This is a genomic window from Lysinibacillus pakistanensis (assembly GCF_030123245.1).
Lineage (GTDB): Bacteria > Bacillota > Bacilli > Bacillales_A > Planococcaceae > Lysinibacillus > Lysinibacillus pakistanensis.
This window is the reverse complement of record NZ_CP126101.1, coordinates 2,896,194-2,908,187: the sequence shown is the minus strand read 5'-3', so window position 1 is coordinate 2,908,187 and position 11,994 is coordinate 2,896,194. Positions and strand designations below refer to the sequence as shown.

The 11,994-nt window shown below is 38.0% G+C and carries 14 protein-coding genes; 12 read left to right on the top strand and 2 right to left on the bottom strand.

What is annotated here, in order from left to right; genetic code table 11:
- Positions 1-7 precede the first annotated feature (7 nt).
- The 7 genes from QNH24_RS14355 to QNH24_RS14325 all read left to right on the top strand — a co-directional run bounded on the left by QNH24_RS14355 (position 8) and on the right by QNH24_RS14325 (position 4,675).
- On the top strand, positions 8-523 hold the full coding sequence (locus tag QNH24_RS14355; RefSeq protein ID WP_283868258.1) for a TetR/AcrR family transcriptional regulator: 516 nt from the start codon (positions 8-10) through the stop codon (positions 521-523).
- 102 nt (positions 524-625) lie between these two features.
- Positions 626-1,048: a DUF3995 domain-containing protein gene (locus QNH24_RS14350; RefSeq protein ID WP_283868257.1), complete on the top strand. Its 423-nt coding sequence runs from the start codon at positions 626-628 to the stop codon at positions 1,046-1,048.
- Between the two features lie 22 nt (positions 1,049-1,070).
- Positions 1,071-1,379, top strand: a complete 309-nt coding sequence (locus QNH24_RS14345) for a histidine phosphatase family protein (protein WP_283868256.1) — start codon at positions 1,071-1,073, stop codon at positions 1,377-1,379.
- The gene (locus QNH24_RS14340) at positions 1,336-1,689 is read left to right on the top strand and encodes a histidine phosphatase family protein (RefSeq protein ID WP_347342977.1); all 354 of its coding nucleotides are present in this window, start codon (positions 1,336-1,338) and stop codon (positions 1,687-1,689) included. Before QNH24_RS14345 ends, QNH24_RS14340 begins: the two co-directional genes overlap by 44 nt.
- Positions 1,690-1,898: 209 nt before the next feature.
- Complete coding sequence (locus tag QNH24_RS14335) at positions 1,899-2,735, top strand: D-alanyl-D-alanine carboxypeptidase family protein (RefSeq protein WP_283868255.1); 837 nt, start codon at positions 1,899-1,901, stop codon at positions 2,733-2,735.
- A 12-nt stretch (positions 2,736-2,747) separates the two neighbouring features.
- Positions 2,748-3,299 (top strand): hypothetical protein, encoded by a 552-nt coding sequence (locus tag QNH24_RS14330; RefSeq protein ID WP_283868254.1) that lies wholly within the window; start codon positions 2,748-2,750, stop codon positions 3,297-3,299.
- 116 nt (positions 3,300-3,415) lie between these two features.
- On the top strand, positions 3,416-4,675 hold the full coding sequence (locus QNH24_RS14325; RefSeq protein ID WP_283868253.1) for a polysaccharide deacetylase family protein: 1,260 nt from the start codon (positions 3,416-3,418) through the stop codon (positions 4,673-4,675).
- Between the two features lie 60 nt (positions 4,676-4,735).
- On the opposite strand, the gene gltS is transcribed toward QNH24_RS14325, so the two are convergent.
- Positions 4,736-5,920, bottom strand: coding sequence for a sodium/glutamate symporter (gltS, locus tag QNH24_RS14320; protein ID WP_283868252.1), 1,185 nt, complete (start codon positions 5,918-5,920; stop codon positions 4,736-4,738).
- Positions 5,917-6,882 carry a formimidoylglutamase gene (hutG, locus tag QNH24_RS14315; RefSeq protein ID WP_283868251.1) on the bottom strand — a complete coding sequence of 322 codons (966 nt, stop codon included), beginning with the start codon at positions 6,880-6,882 and terminating at the stop codon, positions 5,917-5,919. The genes gltS and hutG overlap by 4 nt, the downstream gene beginning before the upstream one ends.
- Positions 6,883-7,021: 139 nt before the next feature.
- On the opposite strand from hutG, the gene QNH24_RS14310 reads away from it, so the two are divergent.
- The 5 genes from QNH24_RS14310 (at position 7,022) to QNH24_RS14290 (ending at position 11,957) form a co-directional block, all read left to right on the top strand.
- Positions 7,022-7,906: a LysR family transcriptional regulator gene (locus tag QNH24_RS14310; RefSeq protein ID WP_283872848.1), complete on the top strand. Its 885-nt coding sequence runs from the start codon at positions 7,022-7,024 to the stop codon at positions 7,904-7,906.
- Positions 7,907-8,293: 387 nt separating this feature from the next.
- A complete protein-coding gene (locus tag QNH24_RS14305; protein ID WP_283868250.1) occupies positions 8,294-9,529 on the top strand; it encodes an acyl-CoA dehydrogenase family protein in 1,236 nt (411 codons plus the stop codon).
- Entirely contained in the window at positions 9,526-10,302 is a 777-nt protein-coding gene (locus QNH24_RS14300) for an SDR family oxidoreductase (RefSeq protein WP_283868249.1), read from the top strand. The genes QNH24_RS14305 and QNH24_RS14300 overlap by 4 nt, the downstream gene beginning before the upstream one ends.
- Before the next feature lie 12 nt (positions 10,303-10,314).
- Positions 10,315-11,358, top strand: a complete 1,044-nt coding sequence (locus tag QNH24_RS14295) for a phosphotransferase family protein (protein ID WP_283868248.1) — start codon at positions 10,315-10,317, stop codon at positions 11,356-11,358.
- Between the two features lie 386 nt (positions 11,359-11,744).
- The gene (locus QNH24_RS14290) at positions 11,745-11,957 is read left to right on the top strand and encodes a DUF3955 domain-containing protein (protein WP_283868247.1); all 213 of its coding nucleotides are present in this window, start codon (positions 11,745-11,747) and stop codon (positions 11,955-11,957) included.
- Positions 11,958-11,994 lie beyond the last annotated feature (37 nt).

Here is an 11,994-nt window from a genome sequence, read left to right as displayed (position 1 = left end):
AATGACTATGCAACTAACAAGGGAAGATTGGATTAAGGCTGGCTTACAACAACTAGCTGATGCAGGAATACATAAAGTTCGAATCGAAGCACTTGCCCGCTTACTAAAGATTAGCAAAGGTAGCTTTTACCATTATTTTCGTGATCATCAAGAGCTGTTGGATGCAATGCTTGATTATTGGGAAATACATGCAACAAAGCAGATTGTTCAAAGTATGGAGCAGGAGCAGGCTACGTTGGAACAGCTGCTACGTATTAGCTTTAGCAGAGATAAAAAAATAGAGATTGGCATTTATGCATGGGCTAAATATGATTTGGCTGTTGCAGCAAGATTAGTCGATATTGAAGAGCAGAGAATTGCCTGTGTGGCAAAATTATATCGAAAAATGGGCATGGATGATGTTGAATCATTAGATCGCGCAAGACTTGCCTATTTGACGTATGTGGGGTGGATGACAAGGTTTGAAGCAAATCCCCATTTTGAGATTGAAAAAATGCTAAGGCTATTAATGCATATTCACTAAGGTCCCTAATATGGTGTAAACCCTTATTAGGGACTACTTTTACACTATAACATACGGTAGTGAATGTTTTATTAAGTTATGATGGAGGAGAAGAAGGTAACCATGACAACAGTAATAACATTTATAGCAATTGGTCTTCTGTGGTTTATCAGTGTGCTTCATATTTATTGGGCTTTTGGAGGTCGTTGGGGAACAGCAGCAGTCATTCCGGTAAAAAAGGGAGAGCAACAGCCTATTTTTAAGCCAAGAAAGCTTGGGACCATACTTGTTGCTGTTCTAATTTTGCTGGCTAGTTCCATGCTAATTTTTCAAGCGGGTTACTTAGAGAGCCTTCAGACAAATACTCTTACTAAGATTGGAAGTATAGTATGCGCTACCGTTTTTATGATTCGAGCTATTGGTGATTTTAACTATCTAGGATTTTTTAAGAAAATAAAGCATTCTCAGTTTGCTCGATATGATACTTGGATATACAGTCCATTATGCTTGTTCTTGGGCTTAACCTATATTATTCTGTTATTTTAAGAATACATAGGAGGAAATCAGAATGAGTCAAACGATTTACCTATTTCGCCATGGTGAAACAGAATTTAATTTACAGGGTCGTTACCAAGGTGAGCTTGATTCCCCTTTAACTGAAGCTGGCATTCAGCAAGTACAGCAAAATGCGCGTATGCTAAAAAGTATCATTGGCAATCCTCAAGATTGGAAAATTGTATCGAGCCCATTGGGAAGAGCCATGCAAAGTGCTGAGATTATCTGTGAAACAATAGGATATGATGTTCAAAATGTTCAGCAGGACAAACGATTAGCTGAACTCGCTGTCGGTCAAATGGGCAGGACTAACAACGTCTGAAATTGAAAGTAATTGGCCAAAACGCTTTCACAAAGAAGACATTTATAGCTGGTATTTTCATGCACCAAATGGAGAAACCTATGAAGCTGTTACAAGTAGAATAAGTGATTGGCTAGAGGAGATACAGCGCGAACCAAAAGTAATTGCGATTTCACATGGCTTAACAGGACGCATTTTACGTGGGCTTTATACTGGCTTAGGAAGAGAAGATGCCTTAAAGCTAGCAGTATCACAGGATATGTTCTTTAAATTATCAAATAACACCATTACCACGATTTATTCAGATTTTGATGATTTTTATCTTCATTAAGCAGAAGACTCCCACCTCTACAGGTGGTAAGATGAATGCGGTTTGGGTTCCTTTTCAGTGGGTGTCCAAACACCTACTGAAATAGCGGAACAGGACGTAATTACGCCAAGGCGAAATTGATTAGGTCGTATCTTAAGAAATTCTTCATAAATTACCTACAGGAATATTCAGAATTGCCTCCTATTATAATGTGTGGGGGGCGTTTTTTTATGAAAAAATTTGTCTTATTTTGTTGTATCTGTGTGGCAGCTTTCCTTTTTTATTATCTTGATAACACTTCGGAAAATACACAAATAGAGCTACCTACATTACATAGTAAAAATGCGTTGCTGCTGAACGAAAAAGGGGATGTCTTATATGAAAAAAATGCAGATGCCATTATATATCCAGCCTCATTAACGAAAATTATGACAGCAATTGTGGCTATTGAGGGGAGTGTCAATCTTCAAAAGCAAACCATTGTTGAACCACAAACCATTACAAAATTTACTGCACAAAATGCTTCTATGGCAGGTTTTAAGGCAGGTGATTTTGTAACGATGGAGGATTTATTATATGGTACACTGCTAGCCTCTGGAGCAGATGCTACAGGAACATTGGCAGATGCTATGGCAGGCAGTGAAGAAGCTTTTGTGACACTTATGAATAATAAGGCACAGGAATTGAAGATGGATAATACACATTTTGTTAATGCCAGTGGACTACATGATGATGCGCATGTTTCAAGTGTGCGTGATCTTAGTAAACTATTTCGTTATGCTATTGAAAATCCAACCTTTTATCAAATTTTAACCTCAAAAAGCTATATAACACATGTCCCAAATGAACTGACAATATCGAGTTCGCTTTTTATGAAAATAGCTGAAGCAGATGGGGCAATCGTAGGAGGGAAAACGGGCTACACGCCTGAAGCGGGTCTTTGCTTAGCATCTATTATCGAAAAAAATGGTAAGCGTTATCTCTTCATTACAACGAATGCAGCAGGGCAAGCATGGACGCCACCACAGCATATTGAAGATGCACTTACAGCATATGAAGCACTATAGGAGGAAAAAAACATGAAAAAATTAGTAACTTTTTTAGTCCTAACAATCGTCTTATTAGTAGGATGCACCACAGAGGCACCCAAAAAAGAGAAGGCTACTTGGGAGCCTTTTATCGGCACATATGTGGGGGATCATATGAAGGTCAGTAAAATAGCAAATACTGTATTCATGCATGGGGATACAGTTGACCATTTTGATTTAAGAGGGGAGGTATTACGTGTCATTTATCGAAATGACAATGAGGCTTTAAATATTTGGTTTTCTTCTTCCACATCAAAAGAGAAAGCATTGGTTTATAATGCGATGATGGGTGCAATTTTAGTTCCAAATGCACAGGGCTATGGCTTTGAAATCGATGGAGAATTATATGAGGTTCCTAGAGATGAGCTGATAACTGAAATGGAGTCTCTTTTGCCGACGTTACCACATGGAAATGATTTTTTTGAGGAAAAAATCGTTGAAGAATTTTTAACAAAACATGAACAAACTATTCAACAATATGCAGCTGATCCAAGCTACCGAAGCATATTGATGAAGAAATTTTCAATCACAAAAACTAGTTGATTTTTACTATTTTTTGGTATAATCTATTATTCTATCATGTAAGTAGAAATCTCTATTTTTCAGAACAAACACGCATGTGAAATGACATCTATGATAATAAAGGACGGTGGAGAACAATGAAAAAGCTTTTACCCTATGCTATTTTTTTGACATTTTTAATTAGCTTTCTATTTGTAGCAGATGCAAATGCGGAGGGTACATTACCAATCCAGCAAATAACCAAAGACTCAGCAGTAAACGTTGAACCTTCTGTAGATAGTGCCGTAATCGGTCATATAGCAAAGGGGAGCTATGTAAAAGTTGTATCTGTAAGTGGGGAATGGGCATCCATTAAAGGGCAACAGCTGGAGGGCTACGTAGAAAAGACAGTATTAGCAAGCCTGACATCTGAAAAGTATATAGTAGCTAATAAGGGTGGAACATCTTTATTTACATATCCTAGTCCTAGTTCACAAAAAACAGGACAGCTTTATGAAAATAGCCTAATTTATGTATACGGATCAGCACCCGGAGGTTGGTCCTTTGTCCAATATGGTCAGGAAATGGGCTATGTAGCAACGAATTCTTTAAAGAAGCCAGCTGTAATAAAAAAGCAAGTAAATACTAAAAATGGAGCTACTCTTCGTTTAACAGCTAGCCCCAGTGGTGAAGTGCTTGGTACAATTGCAAATAAAACAGAAGTCAAGCAATATACAATACTTGCTGGCTGGGCCTATGTAGAAACAGATACACTAAAAGGTTATGTCAAGGCTTCAGAGCTAGTGGACATTAAAAAGCTAGATAATAAAGTCTATAATAAAGGTGTTCAAGTAGCAAAAGGGGAAAAGAAACGAGTAGCATTAACATTTGATGATGGTCCAGATGCAAAGGTTACGCCACAAATTTTAGCAATACTAAAAAAATACGATGCTCATGCAACCTTTTTTATGGTTGGTAAAAATGTCACTAAAAATGCTGCATTAGTGGAAAAAATTTATGATGCAGGACATGAAGTAGGGAATCATACATGGAATCATTCAAAATTGACAAACTTATCAGCAGGAAGTGTCAAGCAAGAGGTGGATCGAACAAGTAATGCTATTTATGCAGCAATTGGTCAGTACCCAACGGTTTTCCGTCCACCCTATGGTGCCACGAATGAGCAAGTTCGTTCTGTAATAACAATGCCCTCCATTCTATGGTCAATCGATACACTTGATTGGAAGCATCGCAACGCTGATAAGATTTTAGCGTATGTTAAAGCATCAGTGAAAGATGGAAGCATTATTTTAATGCATGATATTCATCAGTCAACAGCAAACGGTCTTGAAAACGTTATTCTTTACTTGCAAAAGCAAGGCTACGAATTTGTTACTGTTAGTGAAATATTACAATAATGAAAGCCCAATAAAAGAGCCGTGCAATCTGTCAATATAGACGATTGCACGGCTCTTTCATTATTTAAATAAATTAATCGTTGTGATAATTATTGGTATACCAAAGACATCGATTAAAAATGCCCCAACGATTGGTACAACAAGAAATGCTTTTTTCGATGGACCGAAGCGTTGGACAACAGCTGACATATTAGCCATTGCATTTGGTGTTGCCCCTAAACCATGGCCTGCAAAGCCTGCAACCATAACCGCCGCATCGTAATTTTTCCCAAGTAATTTAAATAATACAAAAGTACTGAATACAACGATAAAGAAGACTTGTGCGAACACAATAATAAATAGTGGAAGTGCTAAATCAGCAATTTCCCATAATTTAATGCTCATAAGTGCCATTGAAAGGAAAATACCTAATGTCACATCACCGATTAAAGAAATGCTTTTCATATTAATCGCTGCTGGCTTTACTTTATCCATAATATTACGTACGATTACCGCAACAAACATGGCACCTACATAGCCCGGTAATACAAAGCCTGTCGCCTCTGAGAACAATGTTCCAACATACGTACCTACAGCCATACAAAATGTAATGATTATTACCTGTGAAAAGAATGAATTAGATGTAATTTGCTCATGTTTATTTTCATAATCTATATCTTCCGTTTCTTGTTCATCAGGTGTTAAATTATATTTACCAACTAAGTACTTCACAATAGGGCCACCAATTAAGCCGCCAGCAACTAATCCACATGTAGCTGCTGCTGCACCAATTGTCATGGCAGAAGAAATACCTAAGTCTTCTAATGTTTGTCCAAACGCTGCCGCTGCTCCATGCCCACCTTCCATGGAGACAGCACCCGCCATCATACCGATTAATGGATGGATGCCCATTAGCGATGCAAGAGATACACCAATCACATTTTGCATCAGTGCAAGGAAGCCACACGCTAACCAGTAGATAATCAGTAACTTACCACCTAGCTTCACTAGTTTAAAGCTTGCGCCTAAGCCGATTGTTGTGAAGAAGGTAATCATAAATAGACTTTGCAAAGATGTATCAAGAGAAATTTCTAAGGTACCCGTTGTCTTTAAAATAGTTGCTAATGCGGCAAATAATAAGCCCCCAACAACTGGTGCTGGAATGCAAAAACGTTCTAAAAAGCTGATTCTGCTTATTAGCCAGCTACCTAAACCTAATAGGGCAGCTGCTAAAAAGATAGTTGTAATTTGATTAAATTCGATCATGAACCTTGCCCCTTCAGTAAGTTATTTAGTGCTTCATAGACAAAATAAGCACCTAATTTAACAGTGCGTCCGTTCTCATCAAGAGAAGGATTTACCTCACAAATATCAAAAGAATGTGTCTTTGGATGTGATGTTACCTTTTGCAGTATTGTGCGTACAGTCGTTGTGTCAAGCCCAAACGGAGAGGGCGCACTAACACCTGGTGCAAAGGCAGCATTTAGCACATCCATACATAGCGTTAACAGCACATAATCATGATTATCCATGTAGTGCTGAAGATCATTGAGAATTTGCACTTTATTTTCAGCTGTCATATTTTCTTCTAATATATACTTCACATGCAATTCATCTGCTTTTTCAAATAGCTCATTAGTATTGCCATAGCGCTGAATTCCAAGGACAAAATAATCAGTATATGGATCCTGCTCTAAAATTTGACGGAACATGGTACCAGAAGATGGCTGTTCATCATAAGGTCGTAAGTCAAAATGTGCGTCGATATTGACGATGCCGATTTTGGCATCCTTTGGCAGTGCTGCACGAACTCCTAAATAGTGACCATATAATGTTTCATGCCCACCACCAAGCACAACACATTGACATTTTTTAGTGAGTAGTGTTTGAACAATTCCGCCTAGCTCACTTTGTGCATCCTCTAATGCATGATTTAGGCACAGAATATTGCCTACATCAATTACTTGCTGTTCCTCAGTGAAAGTCCAAGGAAGGCTAGATAATGAGGCGCGTAAAGCGTTTGGTCCACTTGCCGCCCCTATTCGACCTTGGTTGCGGCGTACACCCTCATCACAAATAAAGCCAACAATAGCAGCACGCTGATTATCTGAAGCGCTTACATCATTAATAGGAATTCTTTTTACCTTTTGATGTAAACGAAAACTACTCGTATTAGTAGTGGAATCTATACGGCCTTCCCATTGTTTTTGATCTGTCATTGCATACATAACCCTTTTAACCCCATTTCCAATATTATTGTAGTGTAAATAATGTTGTAAATTTATTATATATTCACATAATTATAATTACTAATATATAATTATTATTAATCTATAGCTTTTAACTATAAATAGGAGTGATTTTATGTTGGATTTAAAACAGTTACAATATTTTATTGCTGTTACAGAGCAAATGAATTTTTCAAAGGCAGCAGAGAAATTGCATATTTCGCAGCCTTCCCTAAGCAATGCCATCAAGAAATTAGAGCAAGAGATTGGCTCACCCTTATTGAAAAGAAATACAAGAAATCTCCAACTAACAGAAGCAGGTGAGCTTTTATATGAACGAGCAAAAGTTATCTTAAAAAATATGGAAGTTTTAAAAATAGAAATGGATGAAGTGATTGTGCATGGTACAAGTGAAGTGACGATAGGTGTAATGGAATCCATCAAGCATTGGCTACCAAAAGTTATTGCAAACTATAAAAGAGACTATCCACAAATGAAGATTCACTTAGTAGATATTTTAGGCAGTAAGCGGGTTAAAAAATCACTAAAAAGCTATAAAACACATGTAATTATTACTAATCAGCGGATGGATGATGACGAGCTAGAAGTTCAGAGCTTATATGAAGAGCGTCTTGTTGCTGTTTTGCCATTAAATCATCCATTAGCAGAAAAGGATCGACTGACGTTTGCTGATTTATGCAATGATCCATTTATCATTAGCACAGAAGGATTTCAAACTAGGCTTGATATTTTAAGTGCGTTTGAGCAGGCTAACGTAAAGATGAATATCCAATATGAAATTGAACGTTTTGAAACGGCTGTATCGCTTGTTCGAGAAAATTTAGGGATTACAATCCTACCGGAAAATTACTTACAAGGTCCTACCGCAAAAACTATTGTACAAAAAGAAATAGATGGTCCAAATTTACGGCGCAATGTGTACTTAATTTCTCTAAAAAATCGTCATTTACCCCTTGCCATTCGTCACTTATTAGCAAATATAGTGGAATTTTTTGAGCCCTAATCACTAAAAGTAATGCTTTTGTTTTGAAAATTTCCCTACCTATCTAAAATGCTGATTAATGACCAAATTTTCTCTATCATTCAAATTTTTCTGAAATAGATGATTGATTTACAAGAAATATAGCGGTAACATTTAATGTAAGAAATAAAATGAACATTCATTCATTTTTATCTTCAGGTTGTCACGGATTTTCAAAGGAATGAATAAAAGGATGTTTGCCTAAAATCTTCGCATCCTACGAAAACGGCAAACTGACCTGCATCGGTAAAAACACCACGTTCTGTGGCATTACCGAAATACCGACATCGTGTCAGAACAATTTAAAATCCGGACGCAATTACGCTAAGGCGAAATTGATTGTGATGTTCAAACAAAGGGGGCTTTTCTATGATTTTTTCTTATAGTGAAAAGGTAGTAGATTTACAGGCACAGCTGACTAATTTTATGGAGCAGTACATTTATCCAAATGAGGCAGTGTATGCAGCACAGGTTGATGCAATGGAGGATCGTTGGGGCGCAATTCCACCAATAATGGAAGAGCTAAAGCAAAAAGCAAAGGATGCAGGATTATGGAATTTATTTTTGCCAGATAGTGAATATGGGGCAGGCTTAACAAATTTAGAGTATGCGCCTTTATGTGAAATTATGGGACGCTCTTTACTTGCACCAGAGGTTTTTAACTGTAATGCACCTGATACAGGCAATATGGAGGTGCTTGTGCGCTATGGCTCAGAACAGCAGAAAAAACAGTGGCTAGAACCGTTATTACGTGGAGAAATACGTTCCTGCTTTGCCATGACAGAACCAGCAGTTGCGTCAAGCGATGCGACTAATATTGAGGCAAGCATTGAACGTGATGGGGATTTTTATATCTTAAATGGGCATAAGTGGTGGACAACAGGTGCTGGAGATCCGCGTTGTAAAGTCGCGATCTTTATGGGAAAACATAAAGACACTGAAGCACCTATCCATGAGCAACAATCAATGATTCTCGTTCCTATGGACACACCTGGAGTAAAAATAGAGCGCATGCTAACGGCTTTTGGCTATGACCATGCACCAGAAGGACATGGGGAGGTAACGTTCACGAATGTTCGCGTCCCTGTGGACAATATATTATGGGGGGAAGGTAAGGGGTTTGCCATTGCACAAGGAAGATTAGGTCCTGGTCGAATCCATCATTGTATGCGTCTTATTGGAGCTGCTGAACGAGCATTAGAGGAAATGTGTATACGTGTGCAAGAGCGACGGGCCTTTCATCGACCACTCGCAGATCAAGGTGTGATGCGTGAGCGAATTGCCGAGTCTCGTATTGATATCGAGCAGGCGAGATTGTTAACACTAAAGGCAGCATATATGATGGACACAGTGGGTAATAAAGAAGCAAAAGCAGAAATTGCCATGATTAAGGTGGTTGCACCTAATATGGCTTTAAGAGTTATTGATCGAGCAATTCAGGCATTTGGTGCTGCTGGAGTTGGACCTGATACAACGCTTGCTGCACAGTGGGCCAATTCTCGTACATTGCGTTTAGCAGATGGACCAGATGAGGTGCATCGCAATACCATTGCTAAGTTGGAGCTGAAAAAACATGGTAAAAAATTAGAGGAGCTGGTGAAATGACGGTACTGGACTTATTCAGTCTGAAAGGAAAGACAGCCATCGTAACAGGCGGAGGACGTGGATTGGGTGCTCAAATTGCACAAGGCTTTGCAGAGGCTGGTGCCAATGTAGTGCTGTGCTCACGAAAGGTAGAGGCATGTGAAGAGGTAGCAGCAGAGCTAGCGAAATTAGGTGTACAAACCTTGGCTCTTGCCTGCGACGTAACAAAATCAGACGATGTAGCAAACGTGGTATCAAAAACTATCGATACATTCGGCAATATTGATATTTTAGTAAATAATAGTGGAGCTTCTTGGGGAACTCCTGCTGTTGAAATGCCATATGAGGCTTGGCAAAAAGTATTTGATGTTAACGTAAACGGTACATTTTTAATGAGTCAAGCAGTTGGCAAAAAAATGCTGGCGCAAAAAAGTGGCAAAATTATTAATATCGCCTCAATTGCAGGGCTAGGCGGTACATTACCAGATTTTATGGATACTATTGGCTATAACGCGAGTAAGGGAGCGGTTATTACCTTAACAAAGGATTTAGCCGTAAAATGGGGGCCATATGGCGTCAATGTGAATGCGATTGCACCAGGATTCTTCCCAACAAAAATGTCAAATGTTTTAATTGAACGTGGACAAGAGTATTTAATGAGTGCCACACCATTAAAGCGTTTAGGCTCTGAGAATGATTTAAAAGGTGTTGCGTTATTTTTAGCGGCAGCTGCCTCAGATTATGTAACAGGAGATGTTATTGTTGTAGATGGTGGCATGAGCTCAATTATTTAAAGGAGGGTTTGGATGGATACGATACAAGTAAGGGCAAGTGAACGTCTTGATGAAGTGAAATTACAGTCATTTTTAAAAAGGCAATTTCCAGATTTACCAGAAGGTATTATCGAAATTTCACAATTTAGTGCAGGCCATTCAAATTTGACCTATTGCCTAAAAGTAGGTGATTTTGAAGTCGTTCTTCGTCGACCTCCTCATGGACCAGTCGCCAAAAAAGCACATGACATGAAACGTGAATTTACGATTTTATCTGCCTTGCATCCATTTTTAGCTGCTGTTCCGGAGCCGTTTGTTTACGTTGAAGACCGAGAAATTATCGGCAGTGATTTCTTCTTAATGGAACGGAAGAAGGGCATCGTGCTAGATACACATTTTCCTAAAGGCATTGAGCATAGCAAGCAACTAGCACGCCAGATATCTGAAAAGATGGTTGATTCACTTGTAGCACTGCATGCAATCCCATATCAAGAGACAAAACTTAAGGAAATGGTCAAGCCAGATGGATTTATGGAGCGGCAGGTACAGGGCTGGATCGAACGCTATGACAAAGCAAAAACAGCACAGTATGCTGAGGTTGAAGCGTTGACAACATGGTTAAAGAAGCATATTCCTACTAACAGTGAGGCAACGATTATTCATTATGATTACAAGCTAAATAATGCTATGTTTTCCAGTGACTTTTCTGAAATGATTGGACTTTTTGATTGGGAAATGACGACAGTAGGGGACCCATTAGCTGATTTAGGCGTGGCAATGAGCTACTGGATGCATGCAGATGATCCTAAAATGCTATTATACGCATTAGGAGAGCCACCAGTAACGATTTTGCCAGGTTTTTATTCACGTCAGGAATTTATACAGCGTTATGCAGAGAAAAGTGGACGTGATGTCTCTGCTATAGATTATTACATTACATTTGCTTACTTTAAATTAGCTGTGATTTGTCAGCAAATTTACTACCGCTATGTAAAAGGTCAAACAAAGGATGACCGATTTGCACAGATGGATAAAATGGTAGCCGCACTAATTCAACAAGCTTCTAAGGCAATATAGAATGAATTGTAACTTTAATGAGAAAAAAGTTAATTTTATTACACCGACGGTTGCTTTAATTAGTAGCCGTATTTTTTATTAATATTACAGATTATCCGACACTATAGTTATTAATTTCTACGTTTACACTCGCACCATACAAATTAAATACAAAAAATAAATTCACGTAAAAATACTTAAAAAAGGGGGAATGCATGTTCTTATTTTCATACGAATTTATGGATTTAACGAAAGGGTGAATACAATATTTATTTATTGTTTTTCGATAAAAAAATATTGACTTAGAATGTAAATATAGCTACTATATCAATAGCAAGTGTTAAAAACTGATTTCAATTTTGGTTTACTATTTGATAGAGGAGCAAAAGCTCAACGGAGGATAAAGGATGAAAAAATATATATTTGCTACTTTGCCAATTTGTTTAGGGATTTTATGTTTAGTTACAAAGGGATTGATTGGAGATGAATTAATAGCAGATGGAACAATTGTGGAAAGAAATTTCTTTTTAATACCATTAAGTTATTTGTTTTTCCTGAGTGGTATAATTTCATTTTTATTTGTAGCTATTTTATCAAGAAAGACAAATATTGCGAACTAATTAGAAGAAGATCAGGTTTACATATTGGGACCTGATC

Bases quoted from the DNA above. Each gene is read 5' to 3' on its own strand.
- QNH24_RS14355 (WP_283868258.1), top strand. From the start codon at position 8: ATGCAACTAACAAGGGAAGATTGGATTAAGGCTGGCTTACAACAACTA.
- QNH24_RS14350 (WP_283868257.1), top strand. From the start codon at position 626: ATGACAACAGTAATAACATTTATAGCAATTGGTCTTCTGTGGTTTATC.
- QNH24_RS14345 (WP_283868256.1), top strand. From the start codon at position 1,071: ATGAGTCAAACGATTTACCTATTTCGCCATGGTGAAACAGAATTTAAT.
- QNH24_RS14335 (WP_283868255.1), top strand. From the start codon at position 1,899: ATGAAAAAATTTGTCTTATTTTGTTGTATCTGTGTGGCAGCTTTCCTT.
- QNH24_RS14330 (WP_283868254.1), top strand. From the start codon at position 2,748: ATGAAAAAATTAGTAACTTTTTTAGTCCTAACAATCGTCTTATTAGTA.
- QNH24_RS14325 (WP_283868253.1), top strand. From the start codon at position 3,416: ATGAAAAAGCTTTTACCCTATGCTATTTTTTTGACATTTTTAATTAGC.
- gltS (WP_283868252.1), bottom strand. From the start codon at position 5,920: ATGATCGAATTTAATCAAATTACAACTATCTTTTTAGCAGCTGCCCTA.
- hutG (WP_283868251.1), bottom strand. From the start codon at position 6,882: ATGTATGCAATGACAGATCAAAAACAATGGGAAGGCCGTATAGATTCC.
- QNH24_RS14305 (WP_283868250.1), top strand. From the start codon at position 8,294: ATGATTTTTTCTTATAGTGAAAAGGTAGTAGATTTACAGGCACAGCTG.
- QNH24_RS14300 (WP_283868249.1), top strand. From the start codon at position 9,526: ATGACGGTACTGGACTTATTCAGTCTGAAAGGAAAGACAGCCATCGTA.
- QNH24_RS14295 (WP_283868248.1), top strand. From the start codon at position 10,315: ATGGATACGATACAAGTAAGGGCAAGTGAACGTCTTGATGAAGTGAAA.
- QNH24_RS14290 (WP_283868247.1), top strand. From the start codon at position 11,745: ATGAAAAAATATATATTTGCTACTTTGCCAATTTGTTTAGGGATTTTA.